General features: G+C 53.5%; 19 protein-coding genes and 1 tRNA gene. 15 read left to right on the top strand and 5 right to left on the bottom strand.

Annotation, left to right across the window (positions count from 1 at the left end; genetic code table 11):
- The first annotated feature begins 53 nt into the window (after nt 1–53).
- From rpsM to prfA, 9 genes are all read left to right on the top strand, one after another.
- The gene (gene rpsM / locus SIB79_RS09090; RefSeq protein WP_011131120.1) at nt 54–419 is read left to right on the top strand and encodes a 30S ribosomal protein S13; all 366 of its coding nucleotides are present in this window, start codon (nt 54–56) and stop codon (nt 417–419) included.
- Between the two features lie 63 nt (nt 420–482).
- On the top strand, nt 483–875 hold the full coding sequence (rpsK, locus tag SIB79_RS09095; protein WP_011131121.1) for a 30S ribosomal protein S11: 393 nt from the start codon (nt 483–485) through the stop codon (nt 873–875).
- A 47-nt stretch (nt 876–922) separates the two neighbouring features.
- On the top strand, nt 923–1,861 hold the full coding sequence (locus SIB79_RS09100) for a DNA-directed RNA polymerase subunit alpha (RefSeq protein ID WP_063396903.1): 939 nt from the start codon (nt 923–925) through the stop codon (nt 1,859–1,861).
- Between the two features lie 39 nt (nt 1,862–1,900).
- A complete protein-coding gene (gene rplQ, locus SIB79_RS09105) occupies nt 1,901–2,251 on the top strand; it encodes a 50S ribosomal protein L17 (RefSeq protein WP_011131123.1) in 351 nt (116 codons plus the stop codon).
- 38 nt (nt 2,252–2,289) lie between these two features.
- Nucleotides 2,290–3,177 (top strand): tRNA pseudouridine(38-40) synthase TruA, encoded by an 888-nt coding sequence (truA, locus tag SIB79_RS09110; RefSeq protein WP_063405107.1) that lies wholly within the window; start codon nt 2,290–2,292, stop codon nt 3,175–3,177.
- Nucleotides 3,178–3,379: 202 nt separating this feature from the next.
- Nucleotides 3,380–3,832 (top strand): 50S ribosomal protein L13, encoded by a 453-nt coding sequence (gene rplM, locus SIB79_RS09115; protein WP_011131125.1) that lies wholly within the window; start codon nt 3,380–3,382, stop codon nt 3,830–3,832.
- Nucleotides 3,829–4,236, top strand: coding sequence for a 30S ribosomal protein S9 (gene rpsI, locus SIB79_RS09120; protein ID WP_011826929.1), 408 nt, complete (start codon nt 3,829–3,831; stop codon nt 4,234–4,236). Before rplM ends, rpsI begins: the two co-directional genes overlap by 4 nt.
- Nucleotides 4,237–4,284: 48 nt before the next feature.
- Complete coding sequence (gene rpmE / locus SIB79_RS09125) at nt 4,285–4,566, top strand: 50S ribosomal protein L31 (protein ID WP_063405103.1); 282 nt, start codon at nt 4,285–4,287, stop codon at nt 4,564–4,566.
- A 54-nt stretch (nt 4,567–4,620) separates the two neighbouring features.
- On the top strand, nt 4,621–5,718 hold the full coding sequence (gene prfA, locus SIB79_RS09130) for a peptide chain release factor 1 (RefSeq protein ID WP_063405102.1): 1,098 nt from the start codon (nt 4,621–4,623) through the stop codon (nt 5,716–5,718).
- Here prfA and SIB79_RS09135 read toward each other — a convergent pair.
- Entirely contained in the window at nt 5,696–6,241 is a 546-nt protein-coding gene (locus SIB79_RS09135; RefSeq protein WP_063405431.1) for an HNH endonuclease, read from the bottom strand. The two genes, prfA and SIB79_RS09135, sit on opposite strands and share 23 nt — an antisense overlap.
- Before the next feature lie 73 nt (nt 6,242–6,314).
- Here SIB79_RS09135 and alr point away from each other — a divergent pair, with 73 nt between their 5' ends.
- Nucleotides 6,315–7,511, top strand: a complete 1,197-nt coding sequence (gene alr, locus SIB79_RS09140) for an alanine racemase (RefSeq protein WP_063405099.1) — start codon at nt 6,315–6,317, stop codon at nt 7,509–7,511.
- A 64-nt stretch (nt 7,512–7,575) separates the two neighbouring features.
- Nucleotides 7,576–7,664 (top strand) — tRNA-Ser (locus SIB79_RS09145).
- A gap of 718 nt (nt 7,665–8,382) precedes the next feature.
- Here SIB79_RS09145 and SIB79_RS09150 read toward each other — a convergent pair.
- Complete coding sequence (locus SIB79_RS09150) at nt 8,383–9,270, bottom strand: serine hydrolase (RefSeq protein ID WP_011131131.1); 888 nt, start codon at nt 9,268–9,270, stop codon at nt 8,383–8,385.
- 18 nt (nt 9,271–9,288) lie between these two features.
- On the opposite strand from SIB79_RS09150, the gene SIB79_RS09155 reads away from it, so the two are divergent.
- Together SIB79_RS09155 and SIB79_RS09160 are read left to right on the top strand one after the other, a co-directional pair.
- A complete protein-coding gene (locus SIB79_RS09155) occupies nt 9,289–10,041 on the top strand; it encodes a C40 family peptidase (RefSeq protein WP_063405097.1) in 753 nt (250 codons plus the stop codon).
- Between the two features lie 43 nt (nt 10,042–10,084).
- On the top strand, nt 10,085–11,047 hold the full coding sequence (locus SIB79_RS09160) for a glycosyltransferase family 2 protein (RefSeq protein WP_063405429.1): 963 nt from the start codon (nt 10,085–10,087) through the stop codon (nt 11,045–11,047).
- Here SIB79_RS09160 and SIB79_RS09165 read toward each other — a convergent pair.
- Nucleotides 11,005–11,484 carry a hypothetical protein gene (locus SIB79_RS09165; RefSeq protein WP_063405095.1) on the bottom strand — a complete coding sequence of 160 codons (480 nt, stop codon included), beginning with the start codon at nt 11,482–11,484 and terminating at the stop codon, nt 11,005–11,007. The two genes, SIB79_RS09160 and SIB79_RS09165, sit on opposite strands and share 43 nt — an antisense overlap.
- Nucleotides 11,485–11,625: 141 nt before the next feature.
- Between SIB79_RS09165 and SIB79_RS09170 the strand changes: the two genes are divergently transcribed.
- Complete coding sequence (locus SIB79_RS09170; RefSeq protein WP_011131134.1) at nt 11,626–11,742, top strand: photosystem I reaction center subunit VIII; 117 nt, start codon at nt 11,626–11,628, stop codon at nt 11,740–11,742.
- 44 nt (nt 11,743–11,786) lie between these two features.
- Nucleotides 11,787–12,350, top strand: coding sequence for a photosystem I reaction center protein subunit XI (locus SIB79_RS09175; protein WP_011131135.1), 564 nt, complete (start codon nt 11,787–11,789; stop codon nt 12,348–12,350).
- A 789-nt stretch (nt 12,351–13,139) separates the two neighbouring features.
- Here SIB79_RS09175 and psaB read toward each other — a convergent pair.
- On the bottom strand, nt 13,140–15,389 hold the full coding sequence (gene psaB, locus SIB79_RS09180) for a photosystem I core protein PsaB (protein WP_063405093.1): 2,250 nt from the start codon (nt 15,387–15,389) through the stop codon (nt 13,140–13,142).
- Nucleotides 15,390–15,410: 21 nt separating this feature from the next.
- A complete protein-coding gene (gene psaA / locus SIB79_RS09185) occupies nt 15,411–17,741 on the bottom strand; it encodes a photosystem I core protein PsaA (RefSeq protein WP_063405092.1) in 2,331 nt (776 codons plus the stop codon).
- Nucleotides 17,742–17,875: the final 134 nt, after the last annotated feature.

A 17,875-nucleotide genomic window follows, 5' to 3' on the forward strand; every position in this document is an offset into this window, starting at 1 on the left:
GAACCTTTCTCGCCACCAATCGGCGACCCCTATCCCCCTCGATTAACTGCTAAGTGGCACGGATTGCTGGCGTAGACATACCCCGTGACAAGCGGGTTGAAGTTGCACTCACCTACATCTATGGAATTGGTCTAACCCGCGCCAAAACCATCCTGACCAAATCTGACGTCAATCCGGACATCCGAGTCAAGGATCTGGAAGATGGAGATGTGCAGAAGCTGCGGACGGCCTTAGAAGCCTTCACGATTGAAGGAGACCTTCGACGCCAAGAAGGCATGGCCCTCAAGCGACTTCAAGATATTGGTTGCCTTCGGGGACGGCGACACCGCATGAGCCTCCCAGTTCGCGGTCAACGCACCAGAACAAATGCACGTACCAGGCGCGGCGCACGCAAAACCGTGGCTGGCAAGAAAAAATAAGCAACATCTATTTGAGCTGCCCAGGCAGACCCTCCCAAAACCGTATCTACCAGGCCCCAGCCCATGGCCAAACCCACCAAAAAAACAGGTTCCAAAAAGACCAAGCGCAACGTCCCGAATGGCGTTGCACATATTCAGAGCACCTTCAACAACACGATCGTCTCAATCGCCGATACAGCTGGGGAAGTTATTGCCTGGTCATCTGCTGGAGCCAGTGGCTTCAAGGGTGCTCGTAAGGGCACCCCCTTTGCCGCTCAAACTGCAGCTGAAGCTGCAGCTCGTAGGGCACTCGAACAGGGCATGCGTCAGATCGAGGTACTAGTCCGTGGACCCGGCTCCGGCCGTGAAACAGCCATCCGCGCCCTGCAGGTGGCAGGCCTCGAAATCACTCTTATTAGAGACGTCACCCCACTCCCTCATAACGGTTGCCGTCGGCCCAAACGCCGGCGCGTCTGAACCACGTTTCACTCCCTAGCTCCTGCCCTCTCTCCCCGCTTCAGACCGTGCTGCAATACCAGATCGACCGGATCGAGCATCAAGTTGCCGATGATCGCGCCCAAACAGGCGTCTTCCTCATTGGACCCCTCGAACGCGGGCAAGCCACCACTCTTGGCAATTCCCTCCGCAGGGTGCTGATGGGGGGCCTTGAGGGCAGCGCCATCACCGCTGTGCGCATTGCCGGTGTCAACCACGAGTACGCGACCATCCCAGGAGTCCGAGAAGATGTGCTCGACATCCTGTTGAACTGCAAACAGCTGTCGGTAAACAGTCGAACGAGTGAACTAGAGATTGGGCGACTTGTGGTTACCGGCCCTGCCCAGGTCAAAGCTAAAGACCTGCAGTTCTCCTCACAAGTCCAAGTGGTGGATGGAGACCGCCAAATTGCCACTGTGCATGAGGGTCACAGCCTTGAGTTAGAAGTTCATGTTGAGCGGGGGATCGGTTACCGGCCTGTTGATCGCCACAACGAAGATATAAGCGCCATTGATCTACTACAGATCGATGCTGTGTTCATGCCCGTCCGTCGGGTGAACTTCACCATCGACGAGACTGCCGTCGCAGAAGGAGGATCGACCCGCGAGAGGCTGCGCATAGAAATTGTCACCGATGGTTCAACTACACCAGATGATGCCCTTGCAGAGTCAGCCAACCAACTGATCGAACTCTTTCAGCCCCTTGCCACCGTCACCATGGTGGAAGAACCAGGCCTGGAACCCGAGCCTTCCGCTGAATCACAGATCCCCCTTGAAGAGCTCAACCTCTCTGTAAGGGCTTACAACTGCCTCAAGCGAGCCCAGGTGAACTCAGTTTCTGATCTGATGGGCTTCAGCTACGAAGACCTGCTTGAGATCAAGAACTTCGGCTCCAAGTCTGCAGACGAGGTCATCGAAGCCCTAGAGCGCATCGGCATCTCAATTCCACAAAGCCGCACCAGCGCCTAGCCGTTTTTCCATTCCCGCCCCAGCGCACCACCGAGAACCATGCGTCACCAATGTCGAGTCCCAAAGCTTGGGCGCCCAACTGATCAACGCAAAGCCATGCTTCGCGGTCTGACCACTCAACTCATCCGTGAAGGCCGTGTCACAACAACAAAAGCCAGAGCCAAGGCCCTTCGGGACGAAGCTGAACGAATGATCACTCTTGCGAAGAACGGAAGCCTGGCATCAAGACGCCGCGCCATCGGATACATCTACGACAAGCAACTGGTTCATGCGCTTTTCGACAAGGCCCAAGACCGTTATGGCGATCGTCAAGGGGGCTATACACGCATCATCCGTACGGTGCCTCGCCGCGGTGACAATGCTGAGATGGCAATCATAGAGTTGGTCTAAAGCCTGGGAACAGTGACAACATGCTGGACTGATCAGCAATGTTCCCTAACTCCAAAGTCGAACTGCCAAAAAGTACGCCAGTTCGACGTATTGGCCTCAGCGTGCAATATGAAGGCTCAAACTTTTGCGGTTGGCAGCGTCAACCACAAGCGGTGAGCGTTCAACAAGTGCTTGAAGATGCCATCTCCCAGCTTGATCCTCAGAGGCCTATTCAAGCCGTTGCAGCAGGTCGCACAGATGCTGGCGTCCATGCTGCGGGCCAAGTTGTGCACTTCGACTGCTGTGGGCCCATCCCAGCCGAACGCTGGGCACCTGCTCTAAACGGACGACTACCTAGCACGATTCGTGTGCGGGAAGCAGTAGCACGCCCAGCCTCCTGGCATGCATGTCATTCAGCCATATACCGAAGATATCGCTACACGATCTACAACGGTCGACGACCCAATCTGTTCCTCACCCCCTGGAGCTGGCACCGCTACCACGTTCGTCTTGATGAAACGATGATGAAAATGGCTCTAGAGGGGCTCCTTGGGTTGCAAGACTTCAGCGCTTTTCAACGGACTGGTAGTCGACGAGCCCATGCCCGCACCACAATTCAGGAAGTAAAGATTGAGCGGCAGGGAGATTTAATAATGATTGAGATCCAAGCCAGCGGCTTCCTCTATGGCATGGTGCGCCTGTTGATGGGCCAATTGGTGGCCTTAGGCGAACACCGACTTAATCTTCAGACCTTTGAGCGGCGCTGGAAGGAGAAACGCCGTCAAGAAGTGAAAGAAGCGGCACCAGCTCAGGGTCTTTGCCTCCTGCGTGCAGGATACGAAGAAGACATTTTCTCTAAAGGCGGTTGGTATGACTGCCAACCGCGCTATTCCCTCGGAGCAAATGATCCTCCTTTGGATCCTCCATCTGCACCGGAGTCAAGCTGAACTCCCACTACAACGCCTCACCCCTAAGGCAAACACAAGGGCTTCGCGAACCATTCCATGAGTGATCTTTTTGGATTTGCTCCCATGAAAGGCTAAAGTTAAAGATCGAGTTTGATCAGGCTCAGTCCTAAATGTGCCTGATGCTCCCTGCCCAGCACTATCCCTTGCGATAAGTGCATCTCCGAACCGGCATGCCGGCGTGATGAACAAGACCTCCGTTCCCTCAATTGATTCGATCGAACGCCAGTGGTTTCTGGTGGATGCAGAGAATCAGACACTCGGCAGACTTGCTACTGAGGTGGCCTCCGTGCTGCGCGGCAAGAACAAGCCAAGCTTCACCCCTCACCTGGATACAGGTGACTTTGTTGTTGTGGTCAATGCGGACAAAATCAGAGTCAGCGGCAACAAGGCAAATCAAAAGCTCTACCGCCGTCACTCTGGTCGTCCCGGGGGGATGAAGGTTGAAACCTTCCAAGCGTTGCAGGATCGTCTACCTGAACGCATCGTCGAAAAAGCCATTAAAGGGATGCTTCCTCACAACGCCCTTGGCAGACAGTTGTTCCGCAAACTCAAGGTCTACCGCGGCCCGGAACATCCCCATTCCGCACAGAGACCCCAAACCCTTCAGCTCAATCCCGCCGCTTCATCGCAATGAGCAGTTCCAATAACAGCGTTGTCTACTGGGGCACTGGCCGCCGCAAGACCTCAGTTGCCCGCGTTCGCCTTGTCCCTGGCACTGGCACGATCACCATCAATGGACGCCCCGGTGACCACTATCTGAATTTCAATCCCGCCTATCTCGCGGCAGTGAAAGCACCCCTGCAAACCCTTGGTCTAAACGAGCAATACGACGTCCTCGTCAACGTTCACGGTGGTGGACTCACCGGCCAAGCCGACGCCATCAAACAGGGTGCGGCACGCGCCCTGTGTGAGTTATCAGCCGACAACCGTAAACCGCTCAAAACTGAAGGCCATCTCAGCAGAGACCCCCGCGCCAAGGAACGTCGCAAGTACGGCCTCAAGAAAGCTCGCAAAGCTCCTCAGTTCTCCAAGCGCTGATCCTTCACCCCTCCTACTTTTCCCGGACTGCCATCTCCTGATCCTGATATGCCTAAACCTGATATTCATCCCAACTGGTATCCCGACGCAAAGGTGATCTGCAATGGAGAGGTGGTGATGACCACCGGGTCCACCCAACCAGAACTCCACGTTGATGTATGGAGTGGTAATCACCCCTTCTTTACCGGTACCCAGAAAATTCTTGATACTGAAGGACGCGTGGATCGCTTCATGCGCAAGTACGGCATGGGCAGTGCCGATGCTGCTGCGGATGAAAAAAAACCAGACGCCAAAAATAACGACAAGGACAACACCTCTAAAGAAGACTGAGCTGTTGTCCTCAAAGACTTCGCCGGGTGCCAACAACATCCGCTGTTGATGGGTATGGACTCTTCAACCCTCATCACTCGGCTGGAAACAGCCAAGACCAGTTTTCAAAGTCTGGAGCGCCAGCTAGCTGATCCCGATGTGGCAGCTGATCCCAAACTTCTTGAAAGTATTGCGCGAGAAAGAGCACGACTAGAACCCCTCGTACTCGATTTTGCAGCCCTCCAGCATGTGGAGCAGGAATGGCAAGAGACCAAGCAGCTACTACGAGAAAGTAGGGGTGATGACGCCATGGAGTCTTTAGCCCAGGAAGAGTTGCAACAACTAGAGGCACGCAAAACAGTCTTGGTGAGACGCCTCACCCTGGCCCTACTCCCAAGTGATCCTCGTGATCAGCGCAGCGTCATGCTGGAGATCCGCGCCGGTGCAGGCGGAAACGAAGCCTGCCTATGGGCAGGTGATTTAGCCCGCATGTATGAGCGCTACGGTCAACGCATTGGCTGGTCAGTCCAACCGTTGAGTGCAACAGAGGCCGATTTGGGGGGATTCCGTGAGCTCATCCTCTCAATCAAAGGCGATGCCGTCTTCAGCCAACTGAAATTCGAAGCCGGCGTGCATCGAGTTCAACGAGTTCCTGCTACAGAATCCCAAGGTCGAGTGCACACTTCCACAGCAACAGTGGCTGTGATGCCAGAAGCTGATGCAGTGGAAGTGCAGATCGATCCCAGCGAACTAGAAATCAGCACTGCTCGCTCAGGCGGGGCTGGCGGACAAAATGTCAACAAGGTTGAAACGGCAGTGGACCTGCTCCACAAGCCCACCGGTATCAGGGTGTTCTGCACCCAGCAACGCTCCCAACTGCAGAACCGAGAACGTGCCATGGAAATCCTGAGAGCGAAGTTGCTGGAAAGACAAATTGCAGAAGCCAACGCGCGTGAAAGCTCAACGAGAAGAGCCCAAGTGGGAACTGGCGACCGCAGCGAAAAGATCCGCACCTACAACTACAAAGACAATCGCACCACTGACCACCGATTAGGACGCAATTTCTCCCTCGAGCCAGTGCTGACTGGCCAGCTGGAAGAGCTGATCGGCGCCTGCATTGCCGAAGAGCAACGCCATCAACTGGAAGAACTCAGTCATCAGGAGGAAGACTGACATTGAGGCTGGTATCACCAGAGCCCCAGCCGATTACATACTTTTCCCACTCGCTGTGTCGGCCCGAGTGAATATGTCGAGTCGCCTCAAAACTGAGACTGCTGAGTGGTCGCCGCGGCAACCGATGCAGAGGCATTTCAGCCTCCTGAGGAGTACGGCTGCCCTTACGGACATTGCAAATCAAGCAAGCCGTGGTGACGTTTTCCCAAGTATCGCTACCGCCACGGCTGCGAGGGATCACATGATCTATGGAGAGTTTCTCTCCTTGGTAACCGCAGTATTGGCAACAATGACCATCGCGAAAAAACACATTTCGACGCGTCAGGGGCAATTGCCGAAAAGGCACCCGAACAAAATGCCGCAACCGAATCACCGTAGGGAGCATGGTGTCCTCGCGAATCATGCGTGAGGAATCCTGTTCCAGGCTCTCCGCCTTGCCCTTGAACATCATCACCAGGGCGCGTCGCCAGGTGGTGATATTCAGAGGCTCATAGGACGCGTTGAGTACGAGAACCTGGCTCATGCCAGCCCCCTGATTAAGCGCCATGCTACCGACACCCCAAGGGTGAGGTCATTCCCTTGTTTACCCTGCCAGCATGCGAGACCTGATCGCCCCACACGGTGATCTGCCTAGGGGCAAAAACCCTGAGCAGATGGCAAAAGCCGATCCACGTCAGCGCGCCTGGGTGGAAGTTAATCCCGCAGCTGTGGAAGCCAATTGCCGCAGCCTTCGGAGACACCTTTGTGAAAGTTGTGCCCTGATGGCCGTGGTGAAAGCTGATGGCTATGGCCATGGCGCTTTAACCGTAGCCCGAGCCGCCTTGCAAGGAGGCGCAAAAAGCCTTGGAGTAGCAACCCTCCAAGAAGGGATTGAGCTTCGTCAAGCCGGCCACAATGCCCCAGTGCTTGTGCTAGGCAATCTCACCCATAGCGAAGACCTGAAAGCTTGCCTTCATTGGCAACTCATGCCCACCCTCAGCAGTATGCGAGAGGCTCTGCTCTGCCAAAACCTTGCAGATGGCAGCGGCCGGCAATTCAGGATTCAGCTCAAAATCGATACTGGTATGACCCGCCTCGGCTGCGAGCTAAAGGAAGCCCCCAGGCTGGTGGAGGCGATAGGCCACCTCAATCAACTGGAATTAAAGGGTATCTATAGCCATTTAGCCCTGGCAGATGGGGATCTCCAAGGGAAAGCCGCAATGGTGACGGATCAGCAGCAGCAACACTTTGAGACGGTGCTAAGAACGCTGCCAGAGCAACACAATGGATTTACGCGGCACCTTGCCAACTCCGCCGGCACCCTTCGCGATCGCGGACTCCACTACGACATGGTGCGCGTTGGTCTTGCTCTGTATGGCCACAGCCCCAACCTCCAACTACAAGGGAAAGTAGACCTTCAGCCAGCTCTCAGCGTCAAAGCAAGGGTGACATTGATAAGGGATGTGCCTGCAGGTGTGGGAGTGAGTTACGGCCATCGCTTCACCACACGACGCCCCAGTCGCCTAGCCGTCGTAGGAATCGGCTATGCCGACGGGGTTAGCCGATCCCTATCAGGCCAAATCTCTGCCATAGCCGATGGTCAGCTTCTCCCACAGGTTGGCGCCATCACCATGGATCAACTCGTGCTTGATGCCACAAATCATCCCGACCTAGAGGTGGGAAGCATCGTGACCCTCCTAGGCAAGGACGGCGACGCCTGTATTACACCACAACAATGGAGTGATCTGAGTGGATCAATCCCATGGGAGGTGCTCTGCAGCTTCAAACATCGACTACCCAGACTGGTGATTTGACACCAAACCCAGACAACTAAAACAAAGCACTAGAGGTGGGTATTGGTAGGGTATGTAGGCCGCTGGAGAGGTGGCCGAGTGGTTGAAGGCGGCTCCCTGCTAAGGAGTTACAGGAGGCAACTCTTGTCGAGGGTTCGAATCCCTCCCTCTCCGTTGAAAGTCAGTTTCCGAGAGTGCCAGGCACTCCTCAAACGGCTTTAATCGACTGCCCTCAAAAAGTTCCTGAGTGTCAAACGGATTTGCGCCGTTTAGACCAGCTGCAAGCTTGTGTTATCCAAGAAGCTATCCAATAATCGGCAAGAATTTTTCTTCGTTGCGTGGCAAATCTCTTTGACTGCAAAGGCATGCAAGGAATTTGTTGTCCAATTCTGCCTAACGTTCAGAGAAAGGCTCTCCAGCTCGACAAAAGCAGGCAATGAACACATCTAAAAAGCTTATTATTTTTTCTCAACTAACCAAGCTGGGGCTAAAAAGCATTAAGCATCTAACAAGCTCTCTACAATTTTACCCCTCTAAAGGCGATTTGTTAAACAGGGTATAACAGGAAGTTTTGCCTTCTCTCCTTAAGCAGAGAAGGCTCCAAAGCAGGCGTGAGCATTTGACTTCAAGCATAATACATGTAGCTTTTCTCCAAACCAATCCCGCTTTAACCGACTTGACTGAATCGATCCACTCAAGCCCCGCCAAACGAGAAAAGCGGGAGCACTTTCAAGAAGATAAAAGAATATAAATTCACTAGACCACTTGCTATTAAAGACTTTATCTATATAGACAAATACAATTTAGGCATGCACTACTTGCTTTGTACCGCTTTCACTCAAATTCAACTTTCTCTCGTTTGATTTACTTAGAGGCCTCAATTCTTTTAATCCTATAACTTGCTGAGTTCGCGAGCTATTGCCGGCAAGAGGGTTGTGTCATTAGCTCGCTCCCTTCCTTGAGTGAAGACCACCAAAAGCATCGGTCTGCCTCCTTGTAAAGACCACCAAGCCGCATCATGACGAGCCTGACTCATCCAGCCAGCCTTACTCCACAAACGGGATCCCACCGGCAAACCTTCTCCAAGAAATCCATCCACCTGATTCTCTGGATCAGCCTTGCGCTGCATGAGATCAATAGACCTTGAAAGAAGCTGACGCAAGCGCTTGCAGGCCAACGGAGACACCAAAGCATCAGTCATTACTGACTCAAGCAGGCGAGCTGTAGCTGCAGTGGTTAACGCATTGCGATTCCCGAGACCTACGCCATAAAAATCTCGCTCTCGACCATAAGGTCCATCACCCCAGGTCTTCTGGCAACAGTTCACCTTTTCCAACTCTTCCCAGCCCAACCCTTGCAGCCAGTCGTTCACCAGGTGCCGCTGCTGCTGCCAAGTCTGCCAGGATTCTCCCAGCAGCGATGGGCCGCTTGTCGTGCCGGTAAGCAAATCCAACACAAGGCTGGTGGCGTCATTACTCGAATCAGCAATCATGTCTCGCATCGCCCGACGAAGCTCATCGGCCTCTGGCAACAGGTCCCGCTGGAGCCATGCCTCAGCAGCAAGGGCATAGACAAGCTTGACCACACTGGCAGGGAAAAGAATGCGCTGATCCGACCAACCGGCCCCCGAGCCACTGCCGGGAGTTGGATCAGAACAGTCATAACGAACCCAACTGATCGCCACGCTGTTATGAAGGCCAGGGCGCCTCTCTGCCGCCAATCGATCTAACAGCCCCTTTAGCTGAGCCTGCATAGCACTATCGGGGCGGTAGAACGCCATTGCTAATCACTTCAGGCAATGCCGACCCTAGGCACCCCAATCACCACTGACCTTCTTGCTCCAGGCAGCTGCTGGCAACTGCAAAAGGGAGTCAACGGTTATGCCGGTGTCGAAGGAGCAGGACTGGCCACCCAGGCGGCCGCAGGCCGAAGCTTTGAAGTGCTCGATGCAGCGAAGCCCAACAAATATCAACAGCCAGTAACACGGCTACGGGTGCGGCTACTGGAAGACGGATACCCCTGCTGGATTGATCTGCGCGAAGTGAACGGCCAGATCATTCAACGGGGACGCTGGCGACCTCAACTGCTTGTCATCAAAGAGATCCGGCAACGACTAGCGGCTGTGATGACCTGGGTGGAGGCAGCAGCCAACCAGCCAAACACTTACCTATGGGGCGGCAGCATCGGGCCAGATTTTGACTGCTCTGGCCTTGTACAGACCGCCTTTGCTAGTCAAGGCATCTGGCTGCCGCGCGACGCCTATCAGCAGGAAAGGTTCTGTACGCCAATAACTGTGCAACCTGACAACACCAAACAACTCCGCCCTGGAGATCTGATTTTCTTCGGCAGTCGAAAACACTGCAGCCACGTTGGCGTATATGGAGGCAACGGAAGCTACTGGCATAGCTCCGGTAAAGAGCATGGACGCAACGGCATCGGTTGCGATCGGCTGCCTGCCAACGACACCCATCCAGTGGCCTGCTACTACCGAGCTGAGCTGCGCGGGGCGGGGCGAGTGGAACGCTGCCATGACGGAACCACCCTCCCCTGAAGGGCAGCGCCTAAGTTGCTCTCTACTGCGGAAGGCCTCCGGCATGCCCTCGCCCATGGACCTCTCAGTCGTAGTGCCCCTCTTCAACGAAGAGGAAAGCCTGCCAAAGTTGATCGATCAACTCCTTGCAGCCTTACGCCCTACTGGTGAAATCTTCGAGCTGGTGCTGGTGAATGATGGCTCCACCGACGGCACCGCCAAGGTGCTGGAGCAGCTAAGTATTAAAACGCCAGAACTGGTAGGCGTACTTCTACGCAAAAACTATGGCCAAACGGCTGCCATGGCTGCAGGGTTCGACGTATCCCAAGGTGAAGTGATTGTCAGCATCGATGGCGATCTCCAAAACGATCCCGCCGATATCCCGCTACTCCTATCGAAGTTGCGTGAGGGATACGACCTCGTGAGCGGCTGGCGTCATCAACGCCAGGATGCTGCCCTAAAGCGCAAACTGCCCTCAAAAATTGCCAATCGCCTGATCGGCCGAGTTACCGGTGTAAGGCTGCATGACTACGGCTGCTCACTGAAAGCCTATCGGAAAGAAATCCTGACGGATATGCGTCTCTATGGCGAGTTGCACCGCTTCCTGCCGGCTTTGGCCTTTATCGAAGGGGCTCTGATCACAGAAGTGAAAGTCAACCACCGTGCACGCCAATACGGCACTAGCAAGTACGGGATCGATCGCACCTTCCGCGTGTTGATGGACCTATTCACGGTGTGGTTTATGAAGCGATTTCTGACCAGACCGATGTACGTCTTCGGCTTCGGCGGGTTGCTCGCCATGGGCGGGAGCCTGCTGACGAGTATCTATTTACTGGCGATCAAACTGATGGGAGAAGACATTGGCAACCGCCCACTACTCACCATGGCTGTGGTACTCGGCCTGACTGGAGTCCAATTGTTCTGCTTTGGTCTACTAGGCGAGTTGGTCATGCGCACCTACCACGAAAGCCAAGGGCGACCGATCTACCGCATACGGGCGACGTTGCGCGGCGGCCGTACATCCTGAATTAGCTCTGCACGCGGTTTACCTCGATAGCCTTCAAGTGCTGCCGCTGCAGCAGCCACAACACGGCCATCGGAGTCGTGCAGCCCCTGCCGCAGCAATGACATAACTGAAACATGACCCCAGAGGCCTGCCAGGGTCACAGCCTTTAATCGTTGCTCAGGGCCGGCAGCCATGGCCTCACGTAACTGCCTTTGCAGAGAAATGCGTTCAAGAGATGTAGCCGGCGAATTCCATGTAACCGGACTCTCAAGGGCTAACGAAGTGGAATCCTCAGATCCCTGCGATTGAGGATTGGCTAGCGTTAGCTGAACACGATTCAAAGCAGCCACGCTGCTGGCGTCGGTACTGCTCAGCAGGAGCTTGCGAGGGCGTCTACCCAAACCCCAGAGCACCAGCGTGAGAGCTAAAACAGCAGCACCAGCAAAAAGTTGATTCATTGAAAGATGGCTCGTTGAAACGGCGGTAACCGATGATGAGCCCGATAGTGATGGATTGAACTTTTATGTCGCCAACAGGGCCTGAATAGGCCCTATTCAAAGGCGATCTATACAGTAGCTATGGAACCTTTGGCTGACGCCATGACAAGTGATTTTGCTGCCACCTGGCTGCCTGCGGTGTTTGTACCCCTGATCGTGCTAGTGACACCGGCAATTTTCATTGTCCTAGTGGGTCGCCATATCACAGCTACCGACTGAGCTGTAGACGCTTAACCCCAGCCAACCGACTCCCCTAATGCCGAATGACTGACGAGAACCTGCCTCTAGGCCCCAAGACGCTCAACGAAAAGTACCGTGACCGAGGGCACGTAGAAGAGTGGGCTGTGCAGCCTGCTGCTGACCCCTGCGTCGGAAACCTGGCCACTCCAGTCAATAGTGGCTACTTCGTGAAAGCCTTAGTCAACAATCTTCCCCTCTATCGCGAGGGTATTTCTGCAAACTTCCGCGGCTTGGAAACTGGTGCCGCGATCGGCTACTTCATTTACGGTCCCTTCCTTGTCATGGGTCCGTTAAGAACTACCGATTTTGCTACAACCGCAGCTTTATTGGCAACAGTTGGAGCAGTGCATATCCTTACTGCTCTTTTAGTGCTTTACAACGTCCCCGGCAAGGCACCCACCGTGCCACCCCCGGACGTCACTGTTGCCAACCCTCCTGCCGACCTGTTCACAAGGAAAGGCTGGGCCGACTTCACAAGTGGCTTTTGGCTGGGTGGCTGCGCGGGCGCAGCCTTTGCATGGTTCCTATGCAACACTTTGCACATGCAACCACTGCTGAATGTTCCCATGAATGTCTGGGCTTCTTAAGAATCAAGAAGCTTTACATATCATTAAATCGAAAAGTAAAAAATCTTCTCCTGGGGTGGCTATTGCTTCCCCAGGTTTTTTATTGCTTCAAGAATGCCAAGGCATGCTGAAAGGCCAATGATTAAAGGTGTTTCAAGGTTGAAATAAGAAACCTGCCTCTAGCCATCTTAAGCCAATCGCTTTAAGGATTTTCTGCCTCGCCAAGGAGAGGCGGAAAATCCCCACCCAACTTCAAAATCTCAGGACTTGGCAGGGGAGAAAAAGGCACTAAGAAGACTAAGGCGAGCCTAAAGACTCGAATGAGATCGATAGACAATTAGAGGCATTGGCGCCTCCTCAAAGCGAGCAGGCTTACAGAGCAAATGGGCCTACATTCGCATCTTGGTATTCGCCAATACAAAGAGAGACGAAAGTCTAATCTGAGCAAAACCACCTAACAAGATTCCCTGAGTCGACTTGTATAAACAGCACGGATTAACTCAGAGACAAGATAGTCCAGAGAAAGCAAATAAAAAGAAACCCTCTATCGGGCATGAACAAACTTTTGACGGCTTTCAATTGGCATCCTTTTTTTCAATTAATCCAATCAAAGCCAAACTCTTTGACTAGACAATTTCAAAGAATTTGACCAACCATTTCCATGGCATTAATTACCCAATAAGGCGCTTTACAAGCCAATACTCTAAGAGTAAATGCATACAACAAAGCAAGAAAAAACCCCGTCAAGTAAAACCTGACGGGGAATTCTCTTTCTGACGATGAATCGACTACCTAACTAGCGAGGGGATGTTATCCAAACTTGCTAGCTGTAGATGCAATCACAAAGGCACCGAAGGTAAAGATGTTCCCCACTGCAAAGTGAGTCACACCAACCAGACGGGCCTGCACGATCGAAAGAGCTACTGGCTTATCACGCCATCCAACCAGGTTGGCAATCGGAGAGCGCTGATGAGCCCAAACGAGAGTCTCGATCAGCTCCTGCCAATAACCCCTCCAAGAGATCAGGAACATGAATCCTGTTGCCCAGACCAAATGGCCTGCAAGGAACATGTATGCCCAAGGGGAGAGATTATTAATCCCGAATGGGTTGTAGCCATTGATGATCTGGGAACTATTGATCCAGAGATAATCCCTGAACCAACCCATTAAGTGGGTACTGGACTCATTGAACTGAGCCATGTTGCCCTGCCAAGCGGCAAGGTGCTTCCAGTGCCAGTAATAAGTTGCCCAAGCAATGGTATTCAGTGCCCAGAAAATAGCCATGTAAGTGGAGTCCCACGCAGAGATGTCGCAGGTGCCGCCACGTCCAGGGCCATCACAAGCAAAGGCATAGCCGAAGTCCTTTTTATCGGGCATCAGCTTGGAACCTCTTGCATCAAGTGCTCCCTTGATCAAGATCAATGCAGTGGTGTGAAGACCCAAGGCAATGCCATGGTGAACCAGGAAGTCTCCTGGGCCAATAGGCATGAAGTTGGAAACTTCTGGGCTGGCATTAATCAGATCCATCCAGTAGTGATCCCCAGGCATCCCAGCCGCAGCCAAGGATGGGGCACTATTTGCATTCGCAAGCAGCACATCAAGGCCATACATGACCTTGCCACTAGCGGCCTGAATGAACTGAGCAAAGATGGGCTCAACAAGGATCTGCTTTTCGGGGGTTCCGAAAGCAATCACCACATCGTTATGGAGATACAGCGCCAGGGTATGGAAACCGAGGAGCATGCAAACCCAGCTCAAGTGACTGATCAGTGCTTCTTTGGTTTCTAAGACCCTTGCAAGAACATTGTCCTTGTTGGCCTCAGGGTCATAGTCACGGACAAAGAAGATTGCTCCGTGGGAGAAGGCACCGCACATCAAGAAGATGGCGATGTACTGATGGTGGGTGTAAAGAGCTGCCTGAGTGGTGTAGTCCTGCGCAATGAAGGCATACGAGGGCAAGGCGCCCATGTGATGCGCAACAAGACTGGCTGCTGTACCTAGACAGGCAAGAGCAAGACCAAGTTGGAAGTGCAGGGAGTTGTTGATCGTGTCGGTGATCCCGTTGTGATTGAGACCGTAGTGACCGATTTTTTCTCGGAAACCATCCTTATGAGGATCATTGGGATGATTGGTGTTGTGACCGTCGGTGATTTCCTTAAAGGTATGGCCGATACCGAAACTATTCCGGTACATATGGCCACCGATGATCATGAAGACACCGATCGCAATGTGGTGGTGCGAGATGTCAGTCAGCCAAAGGGCACCACTCTGTGGATGAACACCACCTAGGAAAGTAAGGATGGCCGTGCCAGCGCCTTCAGAAGTACCAAAGGCATGATTCAAAGAATCAGGATTCTGTGCATAGGCTCCCCAGTTTCCTGTGAAGAATGGGGTCAACCCTTCAGGGTGTGGGAGAACTGTGAGGAAGTTGTCCCAACCGACGTGCTGACCACGTGATTCAGGAATGGCCACGTGAACGAGGTGACCAGTCCAGGCGATGTTGGTGAAACCGAACAACACTGCGAGGTGATGATTCATCATCGCCTCAGCGTTCTTGAACCACGCCAGCGAAGGACGGAACTTTGGCTGTAAATGCAGCCAACCACCGAACAAGAGCCAAGCAACCAGGATGTCAATAAAGATGGCGCCCTGGTAAAGCTCTGTATTGGTGCGCATTCCGATGGTGTACCACCAGTGGTACAAACCGGAATAGCAAATGTTTACTGGACGGGAAGCACCCGCTTGAGTCAAAGCATCACTGATGCCTTGACCGAAGTGAGGATCCCAAATTGCGTGGGCAATCGGTTGAACATTTTGTGGGTCGGCGACCCACTGTTCGAAGTTGCCCTGCCAGGCGATATGGAACAGGTTTCCTGCAACCCATAGGCCAATAACAGCCAGATGACCGAAATGGGTAGAGAACAGCTTTTGGTAAAGCCGTTCTTCGGTCATGCCGTCGTGGCTCTCGAAGTCGTGAGCCGTGGCTATGCCGTACCAAATACGGCGGGTTGTAGGGTCCTGTGCCAGACCCTGGCTGAACGAAGGAAATTTCGTTGCCATGTGGGGAAAGGTCAGGAAAGGTCAGCCGAGCCCAAGAAGGCGGGCATGGAAGAAGGCCCAGGTGGTCACAATGCCACCAAACAGGAAGTGGGTTACACCAACTGCGCGGCCCTGCGTAATCGAAAGTGCCCGGGGCTGGATGGTGGGAGCAAGCTTGAGCTTGTTATGAGCCCAGATAATGGATTCAAATAGCTCCTGCCAGTAGCCACGGCCGCTGAACAAGAACATCAAGCTAAAGGCCCACACGAAGTGGCCACCAAGGAATAGCAGGCCATAGCCGCTGAGGCCAGTGCCGTAGCTCGTGAGCACCTGTGAGGACTGAGCCCAGAGGAAGTCACGGAACCAACCATTCACAGTGATGGCGCTTTGAGCAAAGTTGCCAGAAACGAGATGGGTCACACTCCCGTCTGAATTAACAGTGCCCCATACATCGCTTTGCATCTTCCACGAGAAGTAGAAGATCACCATCGAGAGGGAGTTGTACATCCAGAACAGGCCTAGGAACACGTGGTCCCAAGAGGAAACCTGGCAGGTACCACCACGACCTGGGCCATCGCAAGAGAAGCGGAAGCCAAGATTTGCCTTGTCAGGAACAAGACGGGAACTACGGGCAAAAAGCACACCCTTAAGAAGGATGAGGCAAGTTACGTGAATGGTGAAGGCATGGATGTGGTGAATCATCAAGTCGGCTGTTCCCAAGGGAATAGCCATCAGAGCCACCTTGCCGCCTACTGCTACAACACTTCCGTTGAACACATCACTAACTGCACCTGGCAGACCTGTTGCCGTGCCAACCACAGATGAAGTGCCGATTGAAGAAGCCCAAAGGCTTTGGATCCACTGAGCCAAGACAGGCTGCAACTGGATTGCAGAGTCGCTGAACATGTCTTGGGAACGACCCAAAGCACGCATGCTGTCGTTGTGTATATAAAGTCCGAAGCTGTGGAAGCCAAGGAACATACACACCCAGTTGAGGTGACTGATAATGGCGTCCCGCGCTTTGAACATGCGGTCAAGCACATTATCGACGTGAACTGAGACGTCATAGTCACGAATGACTGCGATACCAGCGTGAGCGGCTGCTCCGCAAATCATCAAGCCACCAATCCACATGTGGTGTGTGAATAGCCCAAGAACCGTTGGGTAATCAGTCGCTAGGTATGGATATGGAGGCAGAGAATACATGTGGTGTGCAACCACGATGCTTCCTGAACCAATGCAGGCCAGGTTCACTGCCAGCTGAGCATGCCAGCTGTTGGAAAGGAACTCAAAGAGACCTTTGTGACCATTCGGAGCTGGGAACAACAGGGGGTCACCCTTTACGTTCCCCATGATCTCTTTCATGCTGTGGCCGATACCGAATCTTGAGCGGTATACGTGGCCTCCAAACATCAAAAAGACCGCCCATGCCAAATGGTGATGAGCAACATCAGTACTCCATAAAGCACCGGTTACAGGATTCACTCCTCCGTTGTTGGTGAGAAAATCACTAAAAGCCCACCAATTAGCCGAGAAGAAATTCCCGATGCCAGAAGCAAGACCTGGATAAATCTGGCCAACGAGATCAGCGTTGTAGAGCTCGTGTGGCAGAGGGATATCCGCTGCAGTGGCAATGGTCTTGCCATCAAGCACCATTGGAGTGCCTGCATCTATGGCATCCAAAAGGGCATTGGTGGGGTTGGCCACATGGATCAAGTGACCTGTCCAACCAAGAGAGCCCAAGCCAAACAGACCAATCTGATGGTGCTGAAGCATCGACTCAATCTTCTTAAACCACTCCAGCTTTGGAGCTGCTTTGTGGTAATGGAAGATTCCGCCATGGAGAACCAGGGCAGCCATGATTAGGGCACCAGTTGCAAGAGCCATGAGCTCCGTCTCACTGGTAATTCCCCAACCCCTCCAAATTTGGAAAATTCCGGAGGTGATCTGGATGCCGTTAAAACCGGCACCCACATCAGCATTCATGATTTCTTGACCGACAATTGGCCAAACGACCTGCGCACTGGGTTTCACGTGCGTGGGGTCGGCTAGCCAGCCGGAGTAGTTGGAGAAGCGGGCACCGTGGAAGAAGGCACCGCTTAACCAAATAAACACTATGGCCAAATGACCGAAGTGCGCCGAAAAGATCTTCCGGCTGGTTTCTTCCAGATCCCCAATGTGGGTATCGAAGTCGTGGGCGTCAGCGTGGAGGTTCCAAATCCAGGTTGTGGAGTTTGGTCCTTTAGCGAGGCTTTTCGAGAAAAATCCGGGTTGTTCGAATTTTTCGAAGTCGGCTGGGACGTGGTCCCGGTCGACTGGTTGATCGTAAATGGGCTTCGCTTTTTCCCCACGCTCTGGTGGGCTGATGGTCATCGAGAGGTTCCTCGAGGGACGGGATCGAGGTGGAGGTCCACCCCTTCGACAGGCCCATGGGCTTGCCGGGGCCCCGGAGACACCACCACCGAAGTGGTGCTGATACCGGGCGCCAGCACAAGTCCAAAGTCGAA

It is taken from the genome of Prochlorococcus sp. MIT 1342, from assembly GCF_047304495.1.
GTDB lineage: Bacteria > Cyanobacteriota > Cyanobacteriia > PCC-6307 > Cyanobiaceae > Prochlorococcus > Prochlorococcus marinus_D.

Excerpts from the sequence above, each read along its gene's own strand:
- rpsI (WP_011826929.1), top strand. The coding sequence starts at position 3,829 with ATGAGCAGTTCCAATAACAGCGTTGTCTACTGGGGCACTGGCCGCCGC.
- psaB (WP_063405093.1), bottom strand. The coding sequence starts at position 15,389 with ATGGCAACGAAATTTCCTTCGTTCAGCCAGGGTCTGGCACAGGACCCT.
- alr (WP_063405099.1), top strand. The coding sequence starts at position 6,315 with ATGCGAGACCTGATCGCCCCACACGGTGATCTGCCTAGGGGCAAAAAC.
- rplM (WP_011131125.1), top strand. The coding sequence starts at position 3,380 with ATGAACAAGACCTCCGTTCCCTCAATTGATTCGATCGAACGCCAGTGG.
- rpsK (WP_011131121.1), top strand. The coding sequence starts at position 483 with ATGGCCAAACCCACCAAAAAAACAGGTTCCAAAAAGACCAAGCGCAAC.
- SIB79_RS09170 (WP_011131134.1), top strand. The coding sequence starts at position 11,626 with ATGACAAGTGATTTTGCTGCCACCTGGCTGCCTGCGGTGTTTGTACCC.
- SIB79_RS09150 (WP_011131131.1), bottom strand. The coding sequence starts at position 9,270 with ATGGCGTTCTACCGCCCCGATAGTGCTATGCAGGCTCAGCTAAAGGGG.
- prfA (WP_063405102.1), top strand. The coding sequence starts at position 4,621 with ATGGACTCTTCAACCCTCATCACTCGGCTGGAAACAGCCAAGACCAGT.
- SIB79_RS09165 (WP_063405095.1), bottom strand. The coding sequence starts at position 11,484 with ATGAATCAACTTTTTGCTGGTGCTGCTGTTTTAGCTCTCACGCTGGTG.
- truA (WP_063405107.1), top strand. The coding sequence starts at position 2,290 with ATGTTCCCTAACTCCAAAGTCGAACTGCCAAAAAGTACGCCAGTTCGA.
- SIB79_RS09160 (WP_063405429.1), top strand. The coding sequence starts at position 10,085 with ATGCCCTCGCCCATGGACCTCTCAGTCGTAGTGCCCCTCTTCAACGAA.
- SIB79_RS09155 (WP_063405097.1), top strand. The coding sequence starts at position 9,289 with ATGCCGACCCTAGGCACCCCAATCACCACTGACCTTCTTGCTCCAGGC.
- SIB79_RS09175 (WP_011131135.1), top strand. The coding sequence starts at position 11,787 with ATGACTGACGAGAACCTGCCTCTAGGCCCCAAGACGCTCAACGAAAAG.
- psaA (WP_063405092.1), bottom strand. The coding sequence starts at position 17,741 with ATGACCATCAGCCCACCAGAGCGTGGGGAAAAAGCGAAGCCCATTTAC.
- rplQ (WP_011131123.1), top strand. The coding sequence starts at position 1,901 with ATGCGTCACCAATGTCGAGTCCCAAAGCTTGGGCGCCCAACTGATCAA.
- rpmE (WP_063405103.1), top strand. The coding sequence starts at position 4,285 with ATGCCTAAACCTGATATTCATCCCAACTGGTATCCCGACGCAAAGGTG.
- SIB79_RS09135 (WP_063405431.1), bottom strand. The coding sequence starts at position 6,241 with ATGAGCCAGGTTCTCGTACTCAACGCGTCCTATGAGCCTCTGAATATC.